This is a genomic window from Sphaerospermopsis sp. LEGE 08334 (genome assembly GCF_015207205.1).
GTDB lineage: Bacteria > Cyanobacteriota > Cyanobacteriia > Cyanobacteriales > Nostocaceae > Sphaerospermopsis.
Genome location: NZ_JADEXH010000010.1, coordinates 1 through 22823, shown reverse-complemented (window position 1 = coordinate 22823; position 22823 = coordinate 1). Strand labels below are relative to the sequence as shown.

Annotated in this window: 24 protein-coding genes; 8 read left to right on the top strand and 16 right to left on the bottom strand. The window is 35.6% G+C overall.

Annotated elements, in window-relative coordinates; genetic code table 11:
- Positions 1–180 precede the first annotated feature (180 nt).
- The 4 genes from IQ237_RS07405 to IQ237_RS07390 form a co-directional block, all read right to left on the bottom strand.
- Positions 181–2037 carry an alkaline phosphatase family protein gene (locus tag IQ237_RS07405; RefSeq protein WP_228019835.1) on the bottom strand — a complete coding sequence of 619 codons (1857 nt, stop codon included), beginning with the start codon at positions 2035–2037 and terminating at the stop codon, positions 181–183.
- Positions 2038–2339: 302 nt separating this feature from the next.
- A complete protein-coding gene (gene acsF / locus IQ237_RS07400) occupies positions 2340–3416 on the bottom strand; it encodes a magnesium-protoporphyrin IX monomethyl ester (oxidative) cyclase (RefSeq protein ID WP_194053759.1) in 1077 nt (358 codons plus the stop codon).
- Positions 3417–3567: 151 nt separating this feature from the next.
- Positions 3568–4011 (bottom strand): HNH endonuclease, encoded by a 444-nt coding sequence (locus tag IQ237_RS07395; RefSeq protein WP_194053758.1) that lies wholly within the window; start codon positions 4009–4011, stop codon positions 3568–3570.
- 1 nt (position 4012) lies between these two features.
- Positions 4013–4273, bottom strand: coding sequence for a hypothetical protein (locus IQ237_RS07390; RefSeq protein ID WP_194053757.1), 261 nt, complete (start codon positions 4271–4273; stop codon positions 4013–4015).
- Positions 4274–4662: 389 nt separating this feature from the next.
- On the opposite strand from IQ237_RS07390, the gene IQ237_RS07385 reads away from it, so the two are divergent.
- The 5 genes from IQ237_RS07385 to IQ237_RS07370 all read left to right on the top strand — a co-directional run bounded on the left by IQ237_RS07385 (position 4663) and on the right by IQ237_RS07370 (position 8387).
- The gene (locus IQ237_RS07385) at positions 4663–5337 is read left to right on the top strand and encodes a heme oxygenase (biliverdin-producing) (protein WP_194053756.1); all 675 of its coding nucleotides are present in this window, start codon (positions 4663–4665) and stop codon (positions 5335–5337) included.
- Positions 5338–5570: 233 nt separating this feature from the next.
- Positions 5571–5702 (top strand): hypothetical protein, encoded by a 132-nt coding sequence (locus IQ237_RS26655; protein ID WP_255512631.1) that lies wholly within the window; start codon positions 5571–5573, stop codon positions 5700–5702.
- Entirely contained in the window at positions 5702–7084 is a 1383-nt protein-coding gene (gene hemN / locus IQ237_RS07380) for an oxygen-independent coproporphyrinogen III oxidase (protein WP_194053755.1), read from the top strand. The genes IQ237_RS26655 and hemN overlap by 1 nt, the downstream gene beginning before the upstream one ends.
- Positions 7085–7304: 220 nt before the next feature.
- Entirely contained in the window at positions 7305–7577 is a 273-nt protein-coding gene (locus IQ237_RS07375; RefSeq protein ID WP_194053928.1) for a GlsB/YeaQ/YmgE family stress response membrane protein, read from the top strand.
- A 117-nt stretch (positions 7578–7694) separates the two neighbouring features.
- Positions 7695–8387: a manganese catalase family protein gene (locus IQ237_RS07370; protein ID WP_194053753.1), complete on the top strand. Its 693-nt coding sequence runs from the start codon at positions 7695–7697 to the stop codon at positions 8385–8387.
- Between the two features lie 142 nt (positions 8388–8529).
- On the opposite strand, the gene IQ237_RS07365 is transcribed toward IQ237_RS07370, so the two are convergent.
- Positions 8530–9747: a site-2 protease family protein gene (locus IQ237_RS07365; RefSeq protein ID WP_194053751.1), complete on the bottom strand. Its 1218-nt coding sequence runs from the start codon at positions 9745–9747 to the stop codon at positions 8530–8532.
- 308 nt (positions 9748–10055) lie between these two features.
- Entirely contained in the window at positions 10056–10307 is a 252-nt protein-coding gene (gene psaK, locus IQ237_RS07360; RefSeq protein WP_096572347.1) for a photosystem I reaction center subunit PsaK, read from the bottom strand.
- A 149-nt stretch (positions 10308–10456) separates the two neighbouring features.
- Between psaK and IQ237_RS07355 the strand changes: the two genes are divergently transcribed.
- The 3 genes from IQ237_RS07355 to IQ237_RS07345 all read left to right on the top strand — a co-directional run bounded on the left by IQ237_RS07355 (position 10457) and on the right by IQ237_RS07345 (position 11921).
- Positions 10457–11092 (top strand): phosphoribosylanthranilate isomerase, encoded by a 636-nt coding sequence (locus IQ237_RS07355; RefSeq protein ID WP_194053749.1) that lies wholly within the window; start codon positions 10457–10459, stop codon positions 11090–11092.
- 170 nt (positions 11093–11262) lie between these two features.
- Positions 11263–11490, top strand: a complete 228-nt coding sequence (locus tag IQ237_RS07350) for a hypothetical protein (protein WP_194053747.1) — start codon at positions 11263–11265, stop codon at positions 11488–11490.
- Positions 11487–11921, top strand: a complete 435-nt coding sequence (locus IQ237_RS07345; protein ID WP_194053745.1) for a putative toxin-antitoxin system toxin component, PIN family — start codon at positions 11487–11489, stop codon at positions 11919–11921. The genes IQ237_RS07350 and IQ237_RS07345 overlap by 4 nt, the downstream gene beginning before the upstream one ends.
- 256 nt (positions 11922–12177) lie before the next feature.
- On the opposite strand, the gene IQ237_RS07340 is transcribed toward IQ237_RS07345, so the two are convergent.
- From IQ237_RS07340 to IQ237_RS26185, 10 genes are all read right to left on the bottom strand, one after another.
- Positions 12178–13521 (bottom strand): restriction endonuclease subunit S, encoded by a 1344-nt coding sequence (locus IQ237_RS07340; RefSeq protein WP_194053743.1) that lies wholly within the window; start codon positions 13519–13521, stop codon positions 12178–12180.
- Entirely contained in the window at positions 13514–14968 is a 1455-nt protein-coding gene (locus IQ237_RS07335; RefSeq protein WP_194053741.1) for a class I SAM-dependent DNA methyltransferase, read from the bottom strand. Before IQ237_RS07335 ends, IQ237_RS07340 begins: the two co-directional genes overlap by 8 nt.
- 104 nt (positions 14969–15072) lie before the next feature.
- Positions 15073–15372, bottom strand: a complete 300-nt coding sequence (locus IQ237_RS07330; protein WP_194053739.1) for a type II toxin-antitoxin system RelE/ParE family toxin — start codon at positions 15370–15372, stop codon at positions 15073–15075.
- The gene (locus IQ237_RS07325) at positions 15372–15638 is read right to left on the bottom strand and encodes a type II toxin-antitoxin system ParD family antitoxin (protein WP_194053737.1); all 267 of its coding nucleotides are present in this window, start codon (positions 15636–15638) and stop codon (positions 15372–15374) included. Before IQ237_RS07325 ends, IQ237_RS07330 begins: the two co-directional genes overlap by 1 nt.
- Before the next feature lie 167 nt (positions 15639–15805).
- Positions 15806–18217, bottom strand: a complete 2412-nt coding sequence (hsdR, locus tag IQ237_RS07320) for an EcoAI/FtnUII family type I restriction enzme subunit R (protein WP_194053736.1) — start codon at positions 18215–18217, stop codon at positions 15806–15808.
- 341 nt (positions 18218–18558) lie between these two features.
- On the bottom strand, positions 18559–19266 hold the full coding sequence (gene folE, locus IQ237_RS07315) for a GTP cyclohydrolase I FolE (RefSeq protein WP_194053926.1): 708 nt from the start codon (positions 19264–19266) through the stop codon (positions 18559–18561).
- Between the two features lie 207 nt (positions 19267–19473).
- Complete coding sequence (locus IQ237_RS07305) at positions 19474–20199, bottom strand: SDR family oxidoreductase (RefSeq protein ID WP_194053924.1); 726 nt, start codon at positions 20197–20199, stop codon at positions 19474–19476.
- A gap of 301 nt (positions 20200–20500) precedes the next feature.
- Positions 20501–21481, bottom strand: coding sequence for an acetyl-CoA carboxylase carboxyltransferase subunit alpha (locus IQ237_RS07300; protein WP_096567293.1), 981 nt, complete (start codon positions 21479–21481; stop codon positions 20501–20503).
- Positions 21482–21604: 123 nt separating this feature from the next.
- Positions 21605–22624: a long-chain acyl-[acyl-carrier-protein] reductase gene (locus tag IQ237_RS07295; RefSeq protein ID WP_194053735.1), complete on the bottom strand. Its 1020-nt coding sequence runs from the start codon at positions 22622–22624 to the stop codon at positions 21605–21607.
- Positions 22624–22823 (bottom strand): hypothetical protein (locus IQ237_RS26185; RefSeq protein ID WP_228019833.1); only part of this gene is annotated, 200 nt, incomplete at its 5' end. The genes IQ237_RS07295 and IQ237_RS26185, both read right to left, overlap by 1 nt.

Here is a 22823-nt window from a genome sequence, read left to right as displayed (position 1 = left end):
TTTGTGTGTCAAATTTAGGATTTACAGGATTCTCAGATAAACAGGATCAAATTAACATTCCATCAAATCAATTATAACCTAATGCCTTCAATAATAGATAACTTAAATTAAATAATTGTCAATTCTCAATTGTCAATTATCAATTATCAATTATCAATTGATAAATCCTGATTCTGACAACTACAAACCCAAAGTCCTACCCAGAAAACCCGCAACATCAAAGTAACGAGTATCACCCACAGTCTGATATTTCAACACCGTCTTTAATCCATTTTCTGCTAGTGCAGATTCTAAAACATGAGATTGAAAATTTACCTCATTTACACCACCACGTAAAGCTTCACTTAACACTCTTCCCACCAGTTTACCCTGACTAGGCACTTGTAAATTTAGCACATTTGCCAGAGTTACAGCCACATCTGCATTACTCACCGGTGCTTTATCTACATATTGCTTTTTAAAGTCAGGTCCGATGGCAATCATGTTATTAAAAGTATCCGCACGGCTAAAACTTCCGTGCATTCCTTGACCTTGTTGTAAAGTAGTATCAGCTACAACCACACCGCAAGCTGTGGGTACACCACAACCCGTATCAAAAGAACGGAAATTAACAACAATGGATGGTGTAGGAGTGCGTGATTTTCCTTGTAATTTGATTGCACTTAAAGGTAATGTACCAGGAATTTCACCTAAAGTATCATTAACAAACAAACCACTTACATAATCTTGTTTGAGGAGAGAATTAACAATTTTTTGGGCGCAATCTTTTTGATTTTCATTGTTTGGTAAATTAGGTAAATAAATTAAATCAGAACCACCATTCCCAGCAATAAATATCTCTAAATTTTGCGAATCTTTGCCTAAAATACTATGGTTAGAAAATTGTCCTTGTGTCGGTTCAAATTGTGTATTTTCCTGATCTGGATTAAATACATCAAGTTCTAAATCATGTGCTAAATCAATTCCTAAAAAACCAGGAGGTAAAAAACCAGCAGGGACATTTTCATAACTAAGACTTGCTGCATAACTGGTTTTACTTTCTTTACTAATGGTAGAAAAACCATGATCCGCAGTCACAAATATATTTGTTGTTTTTTCTAAACCTAATTTTTTTAAAGTGGCGATAATCTGCGCTAAATTATTATCAACATTGCGTTTTGCAGCTTGAACAGTAGGACCATTGATACCAGGAACAAGTTGATTTAAACTATCACCATGATTGTGTTGTGTTCCATCTGGATCACGGGACCAATAAACCAAAATAAAAGGTTTTTTACGTTGTTTAAAAAGCGGTAAAATTACCTTAGTTGTCGCATCTACAAAATATTGCTGTTGTTTAATATTGGCAACTTTTGCACCAGGATTTTTACTATCACCAGCTTTACCATTTTCACCCCGTGATGGTGTAATTAAAGGTAGGGAATTTTGGGTTAATAATTTGCTAATTTCCTCACTCAAAGGTATTCCTGTTGATGTACCAGTAGCGTCATCAATAATAATTGTTGGTTTACCCGTTTCTTGAGTGACATCTTGAATTAAAACTGGTCCTAATTTCCCCACAGCAGCAGTGCTAAAACCTGATTTTTTCGCTATCGCTAAAAGACTAACTTCGTTAAGAAAATTATTACCAAATTGTTGGTTAACTTCTCTGAGAACTGCGTCATTTTCTAAAAATGGAACTATGGTATTTTTTGCACTTTTAACTGGTTTATTAACTTTAATATTATTGCTAAAATCTCCTGTATCACCTAAATAATGACCTGTCGCAATCACAGAAGCATTAGCTGTGGTAAAAGTAGGAAATAGAGAATGGGAGTTAACAAAATTTACACCCTGTTCTTTAATTGACTGTAAAGTGGGTGTGTCAGTAGCATTTACAGTCATGGGACGTAAACCATCAGTCACAAAAATAACTGCATTATGTGGTTTATTTTCTCCAGCAAAAACCTGAAAACAGGCTAAAATAGCTATTAAAGAAAATAATAAGCTAACTGATAAAATAACCCAGCGATAACCTTGTGTGAAAATCCTCATCATCTTCGTGATTTTTAGGACATGAAGATTTTACAATTTATAGCATCAAATAATACTTAAATTTCTGTAAAGAATCATCAGATTAAGATCCCCCTTAGTCCCCCTAAAAAAGGGGAAAACAATAGGCATTTTTAGCCCCCCTTTTCAAGGGGGATTGGGGGGATTGCCTACGGCACGCTACGCGAACAAAACCTTAAAATAAAAGTATTGATCCTCGACTTCTCAACAAAAGTCGGGGATCTGAGGAATTACGCAAGATTAAAAATTAATAATAAGAAAAAACCGCAAATCACAAGTTTAAAAAATTAACAAACAGTTTGGCGAGTCTTTTCCGCATTGATGGGTTTAAGGAGGTAAAGCTTCAACATATACCATACGATATTTATAATCAATGGTATCTTGTGAAAGAACTTCTCAATCACAGATTTTTTACTGTTTTTGAGATCAATCAATTTCTGATTATTGATTGCACATTGTTCCAAATTCCAGAAGAAATAGGGATGATTTGTATCTAGAATTACAGGAAAAGCCCTAGCTGCGGTTTTGTTGGTTTCTGTGATTACTTGAGTATTGTATTTACGGGGATGAATTCCTAAAATTTCATAAAAATTCGCCCGTTCAAAAACTGTCATTGTATGGGTGACAAACACAGTTAAAAGGAAAAAACGCACCCATAAACGCGCTTTCCAATTATTCCATAACTGGGGTTGAGAACGTAACAAAGCTTTGAAAAAGTCACCATGTCTATTCTCATCTTGACACCAGCTTTCAAACTTCCTAAATAAAGGATAAAATTGAAATTCTGGATTTTGTGCGATATGGCGATATACCAAAATATAACGCCAATAACCGATTTTTTCCGATAGGTAAACTGTATAAATTACCCATTCTGGCGGAAAGAAAGTATAAGTCCGGTTTTTAGTAAGATAACTCAAGTCAAGGGATAAATTAAAATCCGCCATTGACTTGTTTAAAAAACCTGCATGACGGGCTTCATCCCGTGCTAAATATTCAAATGCTTCAGAGAGTAAAGGATTACTGTTTTTAAGACGACGAGATAATTCTTTAAACAGTAAAAACCCGGAAAATTCAGAAGTACAAGACCTTTCTAAAAAGTCAATAAAGGCAAGTCTTTTTTCTCCCTGAATGTGATCCCAAGACTGTTTAAATTCATCATCTCTGATAAAATGATGGCGGTTATAATCTGCCTTGAGTTCATCAACTATAGCTCTGATTTCTTCTTCATGACCAGAGATATCCATTTTCGCCACAGCATCAAAATCTGTGGTATAAAATCGGGGTGTTAATAATGTTTCTTGAACAGGTGCTTTGACACCTGGTTTCAACAACTCAACTGGGGGAGTTTCTAAAGACTTAACCATGATACTCCTTTTGCTATTTTATCCTTGTAGAATTATCTAAGCATAAATAGTAATGAGTAGTCATCAGTTAAATTATTGAAAGTATTTTGTACAAAATCATCTGAGATAATTTAGCAATTACAGAAAAATTTTTAGGGCATTTTTCCTAGATTTACTTACTCATTTTTGCTTTTGCTGCTAGTGATGGATACTTACCAACTTCTATTAAAAATATTCTTTCTTGAATCCGATCATCATTGTTAAAATCAAGAATACGCGCTGTTACTTCACCGATATCTGTTAATGGTTGAATCACAGCTTCATCAAGTCGAAAATGATCACCCCAGAAGTCTCGACGGGGATTAAAAAATCTCACCAGTTCACCATTTCGCCAATTTATTGAACCTAAATCTGTGCCTTTTTGCAAATTACAAAAAACACAAGCATAACAAAGATTATCCTCTGTGCTTGTTCCACCGTGTTTAACGCTAATTATATGATCAACTTGACAACCAGATGATCTATCTATTGCTGAAATAAGACAATATTCACAGATATTACCAGCACGTTCCACAACTAACCGCCTTGTTTCTAAATTAATGTAAGTACGAGACATTTTATTTACCCTCAGTTTTGATATATTTATGAGCCTTAGCTTTTGCTAAAGTAATAATGTGTTCCAGAGTTAAAAAAGTATCTAACTCCCGTTTTTCTTCTTTGGTGAGTTCATTATTTTTAGCTTTATCAATTAAATCTTCTAAACGGTTTTGTGCTGTTTCCGAAAGGTGGAAATTAATTAAACTTTCGGGAGTAGTACCAGCAGCAATAAAATCTATAAATTCATCGTAGACTGTAATGGTTTTTACAGATGTATTCATAGCAGTATCCTTTTTTATTATTTTAACTGTTATTTACAAGTATATACATAAAATTCAGTAATTATTTTCAATCCAAGTAAATTTATTTATCAATACAAAAAATAGAGTAATTTTACTCAATAAAATATCATCAAATCCTGAATATCGTTATATTTAAAAGTCTAAAGAAATATGAATATCTTTATATTTACAAGAAGATTGATAGTTAAATATTTTGTAAGAGATAAAAATTGCCTTGTTCTTTATCAGCGGTGGTATTTGCTGGATAGCTAGGCGTAAAACCCATATCTCTAAAATAACAATTTTTTCATGTTGACATCGACTGTGAACTGGTAAACGAGTCGATGACTATTGAGCAAATTAGGCGCTTGAAAATGAAGGAAGCAACAATGAGTAATAATTTCGCCCTCAAACTGCGTTCTGGTACTCAACAAGCTCATACAGATGCAGAAAATGTCGGTTTTATGAAATGTTTTGTCCAAGGAGTTGTAGACAGAGAATGTTTTAGTAAATTTTTGAGTAATCTGTATTTTGTTTACAGTGAACTAGAAGCAGCAATTGAGAAGCATAAACAACATCCTGTAATTAGTGTAATGTATTTTCCTGAACTAAATCGCCAAGCATCTCTAGAACAAGATATGTTATTTTATCATGGTAATCTCTGGCGAAATTTCATTACACCATCCACAGCAACTCAAAAATACCTGGCGCGTATTCACCAACTTTCTACCCATGAACCTGCTTTATTATTAGGTCATGCTTATACTCGTTATATGGGTGATCTTTCCGGTGGACAAATGCTACAAAAAATCGCTCAGTCAGCTTTGAAATTGTCTGGTTATGAAGGAACTGAGTTTTATAACTTTGCCCAAATTCCCGATAAACAGGCATTCAAAAACAAGTATCGTCAAGCATTGGATAATGTGCCTGTTGATGATGTGATGGCTGATAAAATTGTAGCAGAAGCTAACCATGCTTTCTACTTAAATATGGAGATAATTAAAGAGTTAGAACCAATTTTAATGCAAGCATTAGGTCGAGCTACATACAACGACCTAGTTTGATATTTTCACTCTGTAAATTACCTGCAAACTAAAAAAAACCGCTCCTACTCTTCTTCCTTCGCGTACTTTGCGTACTTTGCGGTTTATTTCCAACAATAGTATTCACCACCCAACAAATTTGTGTATTCGTGAATTCTATACCCCACAAAAGCAGATAGTATTTTAAATCAAAACCGGGTTTCTTGCAGTAATTCCTAGCTATTTAGTTTCATTATTTGAAGCTAAAAATACAAATGTTTTGGCAATTGGTAACAAAAGATAAATATCAACCTATTGCCAATCTACAAATTCAAACCCAACTCAAACCCAATTCCAAATTAGTACAACTACTAGGCATTCAATTAACAGTAACTCGGAGGTTTTGATGGTCTTTCTATTACCTGGTGTCAAATTCGATTTGGATCTGATCAAAAAGTATGACACCCGCGCACCCAGATATACTAGCTACCCACCCGCTACAGAATTAAGTGAAACATTTACCGCGCCAGACTTTGAAAGAGCCATCATTAATTCTAATCAACGTCAAACGCCCCTATCTTTATATTTCCACATTCCTTTTTGCCAGAGTGCTTGTTATTTCTGTGGCTGTAATACGGTGATTTCTGGTAATAAGAACATTGCCAAACCTTATCTCCAAAATTTAGCGCAGGAAATCCAAAATACCAGCGAATTAATAGATACAAGTCGCAAAGTTTTGCAAATTCACTGGGGTGGTGGAACACCAAATTATTTGGAAATAAGTCAAGTTGAATTTTTGTGGAATAAGATTAATCGTTATTTCACTATTGATGAAAATGCAGAAGTTTCTATTGAAATTAACCCCCGTTATATCAGTAGAGAATATATTCGATTTCTCAGAGATATTGGCTTTAATCGCATTAGTTTTGGTATCCAAGACTTTAACCCAGAAGTACAACAAGCAGTCAACCGTATCCAACCAGAAAAAATGCTGTTTGAAGCAATGGGTTGGATTAGAGAGGCTAATTTTGCTAGTGTAAATGTAGATTTAATTTATGGTTTACCCTACCAAAATCTACATACTTTTAGAGAAACTGTCAAAAAGACAATTGCTCTAGATCCTGATCGAGTTGTGGTGTTTAATTTTGCCTATGTACCTTGGATGAAACCTGTACAAAAAAGAATTGATCCGGCTACATTACCGGGCGCTCAGGAAAAGTTAGATATCCTGAAAATGACCATTGAAGAATTAACAAATAATGAGTATTTGTTTATCGGTATGGATCATTTTGCCAAAACTAATAATGAATTGGCGATCGCTCAACAAAATGGTACTCTCAAACGCAACTTCCAAGGTTATACAACTCACGCAGAAACCGAACTTTTTGGTTTTGGTTCTACATCTATTAGTATGTTAGAAGATGCTTATGCTCAAAACCATAAAGGGTTAAAGGACTATTATCAAGCTGTAACAGCAGGTATTCTTCCCACCAGTAAAGGCATTAAATTAACCCAAGATGATATCATCAGACGGGATGTAATTATGTCTATTATGTCTCACTTCCAGTTACATAAATCAGACATTGAAAAGAAATATCACATCAATTTTGATGGATATTTTGCCCAGGAACTAGAAGACTTAAAACCCCTGGAAGATGATGGACTTGTAAATTTATTAGCCGACGAAATCCAAATTACCGATACTGGTAGATTATTGGTGAGAAATATCGCCGTTAACTTCGATACTCATAGCAGAATTAAAGAAACTAAATTCTCTCGTGCTATTTGAGTATGGTAATTGGTAATTGGTGATTGGTTAAATACCCTAATTATCTAATAATTGGGGTATATTTTTATGTTTATGGAATTAACAGGAATTAACAATTATGATAGCCTGAATCCTTTATCTACAACTTTTGATTTAAATAAATATATCAACAGGTAGAAAAATTTATCTTTCAATACTAATAAATTTGATACAGTATAAACTATCGAGGTAATCGGCAATGATTAATATTATTGCTTGGATAATTTTAGGACTATTAGCTGGTGCGCTTGCTAAAGCTGTTTATCCTGGTCATCAAGGCGGTGGCATTCTCTCAACAATAATTTTAGGTATTGTAGGTGCTTTTATCGGTGGAACTTTATTTACACTTCTCCGCACTGGTACTCTACAACTTTCGGCTGCAACTTTAAGTATTCCCGGTCTTTTGGTGGCAATAATTGGCGCAGTAATTGCGATTTATTTATGGATGCTATTCCAAAGAAGTAGCCGAGCATAAATTCAATTTTAGATTTTAGATTTTAGATTTTAGATTTTGGATTTTGGATTTTGGATTTTAGATTCGGGATTTTAGATTTTGGGTTTTGAAGTTGGAAATTTGAATTAATTGTATTGTATGTTTTTTCACAAAAAAGAACCGATTCATTTTGTCAAAGTTGATGAACCTAACCCCCGCTTTGCTCAATTACTTCTAGAGCAATTTGGCGGTGCAACTGGAGAACTCACAGCCGCGTTGCAATATTGGGTGCAATCTTTTCATGTGGAAAATCCTGGTATTCGGGATATGCTCCAAGATATTGCTATTGAAGAATTTGGTCATTTAGAAATGGTTGGTAAACTCATAGAATCTCATACAAAAAATACCGACCAAACCGAAGCTTACAGAAGCACTCTTTTTGCTCTTCGCGGAATCGGACCTCATTTTCTTGATAGTCAAGGTCATGCTTGGACTGCAAATTACTTGAATGAAGGTGGTGATGTAGTTCGAGATTTACGGGCGAATATTGGTGCAGAAGCTGGCGCTCGGCAAACTTATGAGGAGTTAATTAAACTATCCACAGATCAAGGAACTAAAAATACTTTAGTGCATTTGTTAACAAGAGAAATTTCTCATACCCAAATGTTTATGAAAGCTTTGGATTCTTTGGGTAAGTTGACTGATCCTATTTTTGGCAATGTTCAACCAGATGAAACTGTCTCTCTTTATTACAACTTATCAACAAACGGAACTGAGCCAGATCAACGAGGTCCTTGGAATTCTGAACCAACATTTAATTACATTGCCAATCCTTTAGAATCTCGAACTTAATAATTAGTAATAATTAGGGGTTGCTGAGAAAGTCTTTCTGTCAGGGGATAGGAGTCAGAAGTTTTTTATTTTGGATTTTGGATTTTGGATTGTTTTTGTTATCTCCAATCTAAAATCTAAAATCTAAAATTTTCTTCCCCTGTCACCTCTCACCTACTGACTTTGCTATTACCCCTAACTGCAAACCAGGGGGAAAAATCCCTTCTTCTTTAATCCGCTTTATTTCCCCTTCGCTGATTTGCAAATTTAACTTTTGTGCTAAACACTTGACAGTATCTCCCCTATCAATCACACCAGCTACCGCACCTGCGGGAGAAAGTACGGTGATTTGGGGTAGCTGTTCGTTTTCTAGTTTGTTGATAACGTCTGCTAAAGAAGTTGATTCGCTGACAGTGGGTATTGTGTTCAGGGGATGAACAATAGTTTGCAAAGTTTCAGTTTCCCACTGACTTCTTTCGGTTGTCCGCAAATCATCAATTTTCACTAAACCCCGATAACGTCCATCGGATGCAGCAAAATAAGTATGTGCAATGTGTGATGTATGGGGAAAAGATGTATCTAAAAGATATAAGTCCGCAAATTCCCGTAATGTTTTATTTGCGTCAACTACGCGAAAATCACGAGTCATTGCGTCAGATGCTTGGAGTTTAATCAGAGTTTCTTGCAGGGTGGTAACATTGTCATAGGTATTGGCGTTACGAATTGCAAACCATCCTAATAATACAATCCACAAACCTGTTACCAATTCCTGGGTAAAGAAGTCTATAGCAAATCCAAAAGCGATCGCACAATAACCTAAAATTTGTCCAGACTTAGCCGCCCAATGTACTGCTTGAAAGCGATCGCCTGTAATTTTCCACAGTGCTGCTTTTAATACCTGTCCCCCATCCAAAGGTAAACCGGGAATCAAGTTAAATAAAGCCACAACCAAGTTAATTCTTGCTAAATCCCTGACCATAACATTTAATAATGTAGTATCAGGAATCACTTGATAACCTAGAGTTAACAACAAAAACAGGATAATACTTACCGCAGGACCAGCGATCGCCACTTGAAAAGCTTTACCTGGAGTTTTTGACTCTTCCTCTATCGCCGCAATACCACCAAAGAAAAACAGCGTAATGGAATTAACTTTAATTCCTTGGGACTGCGCCACCAAACTATGCCCCAACTCATGCAACAGCACAGAAGTAAATAACAGCAGTGCCATTACCAGTCCCGCACTCCAAGCTGTGACAGTTCCCCATCCTTGGTAAGCAACCCCAAAATTTAAAGTTGCCAACCCAACAATTACAAACCATAGGGAGTCCAAAAACAGAGGAATGCCAAACAAAGATCCAATTTGCCAATTTTTTTGCATTACATCAATTTATTTATATATTTCTTATATTTCTCACCATAGCAGAAGGCAGGGGAAGTAGGAGAGGTAGGGGAGGTAGAAGTTATGAATTACAGCAGCTATCAGCTTGAAAATCCTTTTGGTGTAAGGTTTTGTGATCTAAATTTGTACCTCATTCACGTCGAAACTGCTGTATCAATTATCAATTATCAATTATCAATTTTCCATTAGTTCCCAGTTCCCAGACATAAAAAAGCGGTAAGTAAGTTAATGTTTACCTACCGCCGAATTTTTAAGTTACTCTCTAGTAAAAGAGCATTAAATTAAACTTATAAACGACCGATGTTAGTCAGTCCTAAAACAATACCAATACCAATTACATGACCGAAAGCCATTGCACCGATAAAACCTGCTACACTTACGGGAAGTAAAGGCATTTGGGGTCCTACTTTGGGTGCTTTACTTGCCAAACTGAGTAAAAGTACCACCAAACAACTGGCACTGATAATAATACCAACTGTAGGACTCCACTCAGGTGTAGCGGGTACGGATGCTGCTGCTAATAAAATAGATGATAACAAGATGTATTCTCCTATGATGAAAAATGAATCCAAACCTACAAAATTATAGAATTAGCTAGGACAAAGCAAAAGTTTTTCCTTTAAATTAATGTACTTTTGTAATTATTTTTAATCTCTCACATCATTTATTACACTTATCTTACACTTAAATGCGAGTTAAAATTTGCGGAATTACTCAACCACAGCAGTCTTTAGCTATAGCCAACTTAGGTGCAACTGCACTAGGTTTTATCTGTGCACAAACTTCACCACGCTACGTTAATATAGAGCAAATACGAGCAGCAGTATCACAATTGCCAGATCATATTGATAAAATTGGTGTTTTTGCCAATAGCAGCATTTTACAAATTAGTGAAGTTGTACAAGCATCTAATTTAACGGGTGTACAGTTGCACGGAGATGAAACACCAGAATTTTGTTATCAATTACGTCAGATTTTACCAAACATAGAAATTATTAAAGCTTTGCGAGTGAGAAATTTACAACAATTAGAAACCACAGCTAATTATATTGATTATGTAGATACTTTACTATTAGATGCTTACCATCCCCAACAATTAGGAGGAACAGGAAAAACATTAGATTGGGAAATGTTACAAGCTTATAAACCTAGTCGTCCTTGGTTTTTAGCAGGAGGACTAACACCAGATAATATTTTAACAGCTTTAAATCAAATTCATCCCAATGGAATTGATTTATCTAGTGGTGTAGAACGTTCACCAGGAGATAAAGATTTAGATAAGGTGGCGTTATTATTTGCTAGGTTAAAATCTGTAGATATTTGAATCACGATTTACAGGATTTAAGAATTTTCAGGATGTTCAATTTTTGTCTGAATCAGGATAACCAGGATTTAAGGATGTACAGGATGATATTGGGTAATAATTATTGGCAAAATACTCTAAATAATTTATAATTTAATTGATAAATTTAAACAATGATTGGGGAAAACATGATGATGATATCAGTCCCGATTACTTTAGAACAATTAATTGCAGTTGTACAACAATTACAACCAGCAGAAAGAGCAATTGTAGCTCAAGAATTAATAAAAGTTGATTTAGCTGCTGATTTAAAAGCTCTAATTCAAGAATTGTACAGTCAACCACCTATTGATAATATTACAGATGATGATATTATGGCAGAAATCAAAGCTGTGCGTCAGCAAATCGGTAAAAAATGACATTTCGGGTAGTTATTGACACTAATATTTGGATTCGCATTTTATTAAGAGGGCGAGTCACATTACCAATATTAGCAGCATTTAATGATAATAAATTCCAGTTATTGATGAGTCAACCATTGTTGGATGAATTTCATGATGTTTGGAATCGTCCTCGCTTAAAACAACGAATTAATGAAAATCAAGCTATTAGAATAGAACAACAGTTAAAATACCGTTTAATATGGGTTGAAGTTACAACAATTCCTCCAAACTGTCGAGATACTAAAGATTTACCTGTACTAGCGACAGCGATTGATGGTCAAGCAAATCTAATCGTATCTGGAGATGATGATTTACGTGCTGATGATACACTGAGAAAAGAAATGGAAGCTTTTGGTATCAAGTTGGTAGGTGTTAATTCTTTCTTGGAATTTTTAGAAGATGTTTAAAAATGATGATTTGTGATTTTTGAGGATGATTGATTGATTCTGACAAAATAAAAACGCAGATGAACGCAGATGAACGCGGATATTTAATTTCTCTCATATCCTGTAAATCCTTTAATCCTGGTTATCCTGATTCTGACATTTTAATTAAACGCAGATGAACGCAGATGAACGCGGATATTTAATTTTTAATTTCTCTCCTATCCTGTGAATCCTTTAATCCTGGTTATCCTGATATGGCTTTCGCCACGCTACGCTATCAGACAAACGCTTCCCGTAACACTGTTTGCATCAGTTCTTCTGCTAGTTGTTTCCGGTGTTTTATTTGTGCTTCTAGTTCCTCTATTTGCTTCATTAAATAATCTACTTTTTCTACTATTGCTTTTTGTTCTGTAAGGGGAGGAAGGGGGAAAATAAAACTTCTTAATTTAGTAGCATTAATATTAGATTGTCCTATTGCATCACTCTTTACTGTATTACACCATTCTCTATGAAGTTGAGAGTTCATCACATAATTAGTATAGTAGAAATTTATTTTTCCAATCATCCTATAACGCACTAAATAACCTGCATAAATCATTTTTTCGTTATCAAGAAATAAAGATGTTTTTCCTACTAATTCTCTGCTGTTAGTTCTGTTAAAGAGTAAATCACCATAGGATAATTTATATTGTTCTATTTCTTCCTCATTATCTGTATATACTAAATCTTTTAAATCAATTAATCCATTTTGTAAATTTCCCATCCTTAAAACTGGGACTTTTCCAATTTTAAGTGATTTGGAACTTGTTCCATATTCAAATCCTTCAGCAATCTCTACTAAACGACACCAAACCCAACCATCAGGTAAAGAAAAGGGAACTTCATCACTAGAAATAGGAGGTAAAGGTTTTTCTTTCTTCAGTTTACCCTCAGTAATTAATTGTTGTTTTTCTGCTTTAATTTTAGCCAGAAGTGCAACAGCATCCGTATCAGGAACACCTTTCTGAATCGGGTTTTGTTTACGCCATTCTGCTGTTAATTTACCAGATATCGCTTCTTGTAAAATCGCTTGCTTTAGTTGGGTAATGTATATTTCTTGGTTATTTAATTCATTGTTTAAGATATGGATTAGTTCAGATTTATGATTATTTAAAAATAAAATTTCTAATTGCTCATCAAGGGAAGGAATCAATAGCTCATGATTGAGAAAAATTTGTTCATTTAAATATCTTCTATGAGTAATACCACTACTTGCTCTTTCACAAAGATCATAGAAAGCAGGAGAATTTGTATATTGATTTATCCATTCTGCGGTTGTTAAAGAATGATTAATGTCATAAGCCCAAAAATTACCTGTTATTATTGCACCATTAACATCATCTCCTGCAATTCCAAAAGCTCCATATCTAGCATCAATTTTAGACATTACAAATTGTCCAGATTTGAGAATAAATTGTTTTTTTGTTCCAATTTTTTTACCAATTTCCTTATCTCTTACATACACTCCTTGGTGTTTACTTCTTATAGTTATACGTTTGTATTCTTTGTGTTCTTCTATTTCAATTGGTATTTTTGAGCGAATTAAGAGATCACCAATTTTTACTTTTTGCCATTTACTCATTAGAAATACCTTCTTTTAATAAATCCAAAATTCTATCACTTTCCTTTAAAGAATCATGCAACATCTCCAACAAATCCACAGAACTATAACCCCTTTTCACTTCCTGAACATGAGGATTTTTCACATCCAAATTAAAACCATTCTTCTCTAACTCCTCAAAACTTACCCGCCATGCTTGCTCATTTTCCTCTCTTTTATCCCACCATTTCTTTAAATCCTGAAACTCATTTTTATTTATCGGTTTCGTCTTAGAATACGCCTTCACACCTTCCGGTAATTGATGTTCCCAATACCAAATTTCCTTAGTCGGTTCACCCTTGGTAAAAAATAACAAATTAGTCGCCACCGAAGCATAAGGTTGAAACACAGAATTAGGTAAACGGACAATAGTATGCAAATTACAAGACTCTAATAAATGCTGACGAATCCGCGCTTTTACCCCATCCCCCGTTAACGAACCATCAGGTAAAATAATACCAGCCCGTCCCCCATCATGTAAATACCTCACTATTAATAATAAAAACAAATCTGCACTTTCTGTAGTGCGATAATTCATGGGAAAATTATCTTCTACTCCATCTGTTACCGAAGCACCAAAAGGAGGGTTAGCTAAAATCACATCTACCCGATCTTTACTATTAATAGAAGTATATTCTCGATTTAAACTATCTGTATATTCAATATTCGGAACTTCAATTTCATGTAAAAATAAATTTGTCACCGCTAACATAAAGGGTAAAGGTTTAAATTCCATACCCTTAATCGTTTTTTCTAAAGTTTGCAAATCTCGGACATTATCAACACCTTGCAAACGTAAATGATTAATTGCACAAGTTAAAAAACCACCCGTACCACAAGCAGGATCGAGAACAATTTCCCCTAACATCGGGTTAACCATTTCTGTCATAAATTCAGTTAAAGCGCGGGGTGTGTAAAATTCCCCATAAGCGCCCGCAGTTTGTAATTCTCGCAAAATCGTTTCATAAATATCACCGAACAAATGACGATCTTCCGAACTTTCAAAATCAATTTCATTGAGACTATTTAACACCTGACGGATAATAGTCCCATTTTTCATATAATTATTAGTACCTTGAAAAATCTCTTTAATAATTACTGCGCGTTTATTCCCGGTGCTAGTATCTAAATTTCGCAAAGCGGGGAATAATTCTTTATCAATAAAATCCCGTAACTCATCACCAGTTAATGATTTTTTCCCATTAGTCATTCCCTGTTGAGAAACCGCCCAGTTACACCAGCGTAAATGTTCAGGAATAGGAGAAATAAAATCATCTTTGATTAATTCTAACTCATGATCACTTGCATCTAAAATTTTCAGAAACAATAACCAACCTAACTGTTCAATTCTTTGTCCATCACCGGAAACGCCTGGATCTTTCCGCATGAAATTACGTAAACTTTTAATACTACCGCCGAGATTTTTCATAGTTGATGATTATGTGAGAGCAAAATAAAAATGTATAATTTAAGAGAATACCATAAAATAGTAGGGTGGGTTATGGATTTCATCCTAACGCATCCTAAGAATACTTATTTATCTGGTTCTAAAAACAAAGATTCTAAATCTCGATAACCACTAACAACCCTCACAATAACAATACTATTTTCAAAGACCCGATAAAAAATAATATATCCATCAATAGGAATACCCCTTAAAAGAGAGTCTATATTTCCATAACTACGCCCAATTTTAGGAAACCTCGCTATATTACTACATTTATTATTAAATTCTTGAATAAACCTTTCCCCAGCATCAATATTACGCTGGAGAAAATAATCTAAAATATCTTCTAAATCCTTAGTTGCCTCTACAGATAAAACATATTCCATTATTTTTTACTCTCACGGGCTTGTCTAATTTTCTCATGTAATCTTGCCATAACAATATTACTATCAATTACCTCACCTCTTTCAATTTGGGCAAGTCCTACACCCAACTTTTCCTGTGTTTCCTGTTCCCATTGTTGATAACCTTTCTCCCATTCTGACAATAATTTAAGTGCTTTACTGATCACTTCATCAGCATTATTGTAGTGACCTGTAGCAATATAAGCCTGTATCAATTCCTGAGTTTCTGGTTTAACTTGAATATTCATAATGTTCAATAATTAGTTTTCAATGTGTATAAAATTCCATAAAAGCGATCGCAGTTTGTAATTCTCCCAAAATCCTTTCATATATATTACCAGTCAAGTTTCCCCAGTTTAAACATTTTCACCGTATTATAACACAGACTTGAACACAATTTTTAATCAATTACTAATCATGCTGCTATTTTATACAACTCAGAAGTTAACTCTCGTAAAGCGGAAATATATTGAGACTTACCACCAAAAATTTTCACAATTTCTGGAGGAGAACCAAATTGTTTTAAAGGTTCTAATTTCAGTACAGATAAATCTTCAATATTTTCAATTCCCTCATTCGCGTATTTTTCCAAAAGTGCATTTAAAACGTCCCTTGCTTTTTCACCATATTTAGTAAAATAATCTCGTTTTTTTACATTTTCTGCTCTTTGTTTACGAGTTAAAGGTGGACGATTCCAAGCAACATAACAAATTAAATCAAACAAATCTAAATCTTTTTTAATTTCCTGTTCTAACTCCTCAGCAATAATATCATGGTTTCGTAATTCTGCAATCAAAGCAGCTTTTTTATCAGCTTCATTCCAGCGGGTTAAAAAATTATCCAAACTGCTAAACTCTTGCAATAAATTTTGTTTAGTATAATCGCGTAAACTGGTAGTAACTAATTCTCCTGCTTCATTCAAATATTGCACTCTTTCATTGAGAATCGCAATAGAAACTCCTGTAATATAAATCTTATCACGTTTTTCCGAAACAATATTACCACCTTGAATAATTTTCGGTTTAGTATCAATAAAATTCTCAGCACTGTCACTAAAATCAATTACTTCCCCAGTATCTTGATCAATAATAGATTCTGTTAAATTGCCATTAATATCTTCTATAGTTAACGGTTGATTTTTACCGAGTTCTTTAATCATAATGGGATGATGATTAAAATTCGGATCAGCAAATTGATCTGTAACATTTCTAAAATCCATGATTGTGAAAAACTGCTTATCAAATTGTTCATTAATTCTCGTACCTCTACCAATAATTTGTTTAAATTCCGTAGGGGATTCAATATTAGTATCAAGCACAATTAATTTACAAGTTTGTGCATCAACTCCCGTCGTCATTAATTTAGAAGTTGTTGCAATTACAGGATAACGTTCTTCGGGATTAATAAAATTATCAAGTTCCTGTTTTCCTTCCTTATCTTCTCCAGTAATACGCATTACATACTTATGATTTTTTAAAGCTAAATTACCCGCTTCATTGATAATCGCTTGACGCATCCTTGCCGCGTGTTCTGTATCTGTACAGAAAATAATTGTCTTTGCATAAACATCGGTTTTTCTTAAATATTCCATTACCCTTTTAGCGACTGTTTTGGTTCTTTCATCAATTACTAAATGTCTATCAAAATCTTTAAGATTGTAGATTTTATCTTCCACAAAATAACCTGATTTATCTCGTTTTCCCCTTTCAGGACGATAACCTTCTAAATCTACATTTAAACCTATCCGAATCACTTTATAAGGTGCAAGAAAACCATCATCAATTCCCTGTTTCAGAGAATAAATATAAATCGGTTCACCGAAATATTCAGTATTAGAAATTTCCTTTGTTTCCTTGGGAGTTGCAGTTAAACCGATTTGGGTAGCACCACTAAAATATTCTAAAATTTCTCGCCATTTACTATCAGCAGCAGCACTACCACGATGACATTCATCAACTATAATTAAATCAAAAAAATCAGGACTAAATTGTTTATAAGCATCCAAAATATCATCATCATAATTAACCAATCCTTGATATAATGCCAAATAGATTTCAAAAGCATCATTAATGTTTTTATTTTTAATCACCGTCATTTTATCTTGAAAATGTCTAAAATCACCCCTTCTTGTTTGACTAATTAAAGCATGACGATCTGCTAAAAATAAGACTCTTTGCTTAATACCATTTTTCCACAACCGATAAATAATTTGAAAAGCGGTGTAAGTTTTCCCTGCACCAGTGGCCATGACTAAAAGTAACCGATTTTGACCTTTAGCAATTGCTTCTACTGTACGATTAATAGCAATTTGTTGATAATATCGTGGTTGACGACCTTGAGTATCAAAAAAGTAATCAAAACTAGCTATTTTTTCCGCTTCTGGTGTTTCTATTCCTTTATATTTTTTATATTTCTGCCAAAGTTGCTCAGGAGTGGGGAAATTATCAAGACTTAATTCTTGTTCAATTAAATTAGAAAAACCCGATCTATCATGTTCTAAAAAACCATCACCATTGGAACTGAAAGCTACAGGTAAATCTAATATTTCTGCATAATTTAAAGCTTGTTGCATTCCTGCACCAAGAGGGTAAATATTTTTTTTAGCTTCAATTACAGCAATGGGAATATTCGGTTTATAGTAAAGAATATAATCAGCTTTTTTAGCTTTTCCACGTTTAGCTTGATTACCTTTAACATAAATTCGACCATCGGTAAAATATACCTGTTCTCGTACTTGTTTGGTAATATCCCAACCGGCACGAACCAAGGCAGGTAAAATATACTTTGTACAAATATCCTGTTCTGACAGTTCCTGTTTATCAGTCATATGTACAATCACTTATATGATTAAGGATTTATTAGATAATTATATAATAGGTGACAGGTGCTACGCCACGGTGACAGGTGACAGTAGAGATTGGGAGAAAATTTTTAGATTTGAGACTTGATATTTTAGACTGGAAGTGAAACAAACAATCCAAAATCCAAAATCCAAAATCCAAAATTGAATCACCAATTACCAAAAAAATATCACTCACCCCCTAACACATTTTGAGAATGAGCGATATTGCTAATAATTAAAAAGAGACGGAGTTAATAAAAGGAATTTACAGCCTATTTATTGATGGTTTTCAGATTTTTTCTGATAGCTGACGGCTGAATACTTACCTAAAAGAAAGCAGCTTGATGACGAATCAAATTCAAAAATTCTTCACGGGTTTTTTGCTCATCTTGGAATACACCAACCATAGAACTGGTAACAGTCCAAGAACCAGGTTTTTGTACACCACGCATCACCATACACATATGGGTAGCTTCCATCACTACAGCTACACCTTTTGGCTCAAGAATAGTTTGAACTGCTTCGGCAATTTGGCGAGTTAGTCTTTCTTGAACTTGTAAACGACGAGCATACATTTCTACAATTCGCGCCAATTTACTTAAACCGACAACTTTTTGATTGGGAATATAAGCAACGTGCGCTCTACCCATAAATGGCAACATATGATGTTCACAAAGACTGAAGAAATTTATATCTCGCACTAACACCATTTCTTCATGGCCTTCATCAAAAATCGCCCCATTCACCAGTTCTTCTAAGGATTGGTTATAACCACTGGTGAGAAATTTCATAGCTTCAGCTACGCGCTTTGGTGTTTTCAGTAGTCCTTCCCGTTCTGGATCTTCTCCAACACCTATAAGCATTGTCCGCACGGCTTCCATCATTTGCTCCATACTTTCCTCTGAGGGTGGGTGCAAATCTGCCTGTTTACCATTATGGGTATTGCGGTCAGGTCTGCTACTGATAGCTTGCGCTAAATCAGGAATCAGAGGAGATTGTGAGCGATTAGAACCGTTAGAACTAGCAATAGTCATGGTATTAGTCTTGGTAATTGATAATTGATAATTGATAATTGACAATTGATAATTGACAATTGGTAATTGGTAATTGGTAATTGGTAATTGGTGATTGGTGATTGGTGATTGGTAATTGGGAAGAATAAACTCTTGCATGAGTGCCTTTTGCCTCTTGCCTTTTTACTGTCACCTGTCACCTGTCACCTGTCACCTGTCACCTAACAATTAAAGAACACCAGCATTAGACATCAATGTTAATTCTTCAATGACTGCTTCTTGTGGTAATAAAACAGTGTGCAGAATTGTCTGAGCTACTATTTCTGGAGTTAACATTTTGGTACGGTCAAAGTTAACATTAACTGTTTCCGTATCCCAAATTTCAGTATTGACAGCACCTGGACAAATTGCTGTTACACGAATGCCGTGGACTCGTTCTTCTTGTGCCAATGTTTCAGAAAGGGCGAGTAAACCAGCTTTGCTGACGCAGTAAGCCCCCCAACCAGCAAAAGCTTGTTTGGCAGCTATTGAGGCAATGTTAATAATTGTCCCTTTACCTCGTTGCCTCATTCCTGGCACAATTGCCATCATGCACTGGAAGACGCTGGTAATATTTAAATCAATTACCCGCTGCCAGTCTTCTAAGGGAGTATCGCTTAAATTGGCAGTGTATCCTATACCGGCATTATTTACCAAAATGTCTATTTCGCCAAATTCATCGGCGATCGCCTGAATTTTGGTTTTTACTTGGGCAACACTACCCAGATCAACGGTGAAAGCTTTTGCTTCTACTCCTATTTCTTTTGCTACTGCTGCTACCCCTTCTAACTTCTCCTGAGAACGGCTGACTAAAGCAACATCTATTCCCGCCTTGGCAAAGGCTAAAGCCGTTGCTTTACCTATTCCACTGCTTGCACCAGTAATTAAAGCGCGTCTTTTCTGCTCAAAACTCATGGTATCTCCAATTTTTTTGGCAGTTTTGCTATTCACTACCTACCCAATCAGTTAAATAATTCTTAAAATCAGTTGATTTTATGCTCAATATTGCTAGAACCGTTTATCAATATGGGTATATTGCCTGTTATCAGCCTTACCTGTCAGATCCGAAAGTCTTGACGTGAATAATTAGGCTTTTATATCAAGCTTTTTCATGAATACACAACAAAATGCCTATAGCTGCTCAGATTGTTAAGAATCTTTAAGCTATAGGCAATTATAGCATTGTTGAAGTGCTAATCAGATATAGTTATTATTTTTATTGAGCAATTTCGGTAAACACACCAATTTTTCTAAATTTCTCATAGCGCAGTTGACGGCGCTCGGCTGGTGTTAAGCGGTTAAGTTCATCCAAATTATCTAACAAAGCTTGTTTGAGGGTGGTAGCTGTGGTTAAGGGGTCAGAATGAGCGCCACCGATAGGTTCTGGTAAAATCTGATCAATAATACCCAAGTTTTTCAAGTCGTGGGAAACGATTTTTAATGCTACTGCGGCTTGGGGTGCTTTAGCTGCATCTTTCCACAAAATAGCAGCGCAAGCTTCTGGGGTAGCAACGGTATAAACAGAGTGTTCAAACATCAACAGGCGATCGCCCACACCAATACCCAAAGCACCACCAGAACCACCTTCACCAATGACGGTACAGAGAATTGGTACATCAAAACAAAACATTTGCCGTAAATTATAGGCGATCGCTTCACCTTGTCCTTGATGTTCTGCTTCTATACCCGCCCAAGCTCCGGGGGTATCAATAAAGGTAATAATGGGCATCCCAAATTTATTGGCGTGTTCCATTAACCGCAGTGCTTTACGATATCCTCCAGGTGCAGCCATGCCAAAATTCCGGGCGACATTATCTTTAGTATCCCGGCCTTTTTGATGACCCAACATGACCACAGGTTGTCCACCCAAACGACCCACACCACCGACTAAAGCCGGATCATCACCACCACAGCGATCGCCATGTAACTCCATCCATTCATCACTAATCGCCTGGATGTAATCTAAGGTACTAGGGCGGCGTGGGTGTCTTGCCACTTGCAGTCTTTGAGAAGGTGTCAAACTGCTAAAAATTTCTTCCCGCAGTTGCATCGCTCTGGTTTCCAGTTGGCGAATTTGCCCGGAAACATCCACACCATTTTCATCTGCTAGTTGCCGAATTTGATCAATGCGGGTAGCCAGTTCTGCTAAAGGCTTTTCAAAATCCAATAGTAGGGGTTTGCGTTCAGTAGTTGCCATAGTTAAAAATTAGGTGACAGGTGACAGGTGACAGGTGACAGAGAAGAAGCAGGGGAGCAGAGATCAGGGTGAAATTATTTGTATTTTCCCAGTCCCCAATCCCCAGTCCCCAATCACCAGCCCCTAAACTAATAATGGTCTAAAACCATGTTTAAGCGATAGTTGACCAATATATTCCATTTTGTCTACGGTAATCTGATTGCGCCCCCAAGAAAAGTTAGTGTATAACTTCTCAAATTCCAATAACATTGATTCCGCAAAACAAGCAAACAATTGCCGTTCTGGAACTTCCATATTGACGATTTTCATAATTTTCCAGTCAATATCCAGGGAATGTTCTACAATTCCACCATTTAACACATACACACCTGGATGCTGAATTTTTGTCCCTAAGTTTTTAGGATAGCCACCATCAATCAATAAACATGGTTGCTTTAACACTGTGGGATCTATTTCTACACCTTTGGGCATACTCGCCACCCAAACTACAATATCTGCTTGGGGTAGTGCCTCTTCTAAACCCATAATCTTACCACGTCCCAATTCTGCTTGTAGTGCTTGTAGACGTTCTTGGTTACGGGCGATCAATAGTAGTTCTTGGACATCTGTTTTTTTATCCAGCCAGCGAGTAACTGCACTGCCAATATCACCAGTCGCCCCACACACTGCTACAGTTGCTTTTGAAAGTTCTATTCCTAATTGCTGGGAAGCTGCTTCTACCTGACGGCAGATAATATAAGCTGTATGGGTATTGCCTGTAGTGAAACGTTCAAACTCTAATGTGACATTACGGACTTGTTGAAACTGCTCTAAATTGAAGTTCTCAAAAATAATTGAAGAAAAACCACCCAAAGCTGTGATATTGATATCATGCTTTTGAGCATGAGCCATAGCATTCAATATTTTGCGTGTTGCTGCCTTAATCCGCCGATTTGCCAACATTTCCGGCAAAAAGCACGACTCTACATATTTTCCTTCAATTTTTTGACCTGTTGCGCTGGTAACGGTGATGTGGTCAACTATTTGCGGTGGGGCGCTACACCAAAAGTCTAGCCCTTGATCGGCATATTCTGGGTATCCCAATTCTTGAGCTACAGATTGAGCGTGTTCTAAACTTGTCAGATGTCCAATTAGACCAAACATTATTGATATTTTAGGCGTGTGCTATGAAAAGCGTGGGAATAATAATCTCTATTTCTTAAAAATACTACATTAAGTGTCACAATAATTCGTAATTCTTGAAAGGTGACTGGTGATTGGTGATTGGTGATTTGTGACTGGGAAAATACAAAAAATCTCTCCCTGCCCCCTGCTCCCCTGCTTCTTCTCCAATCCCCAGTCT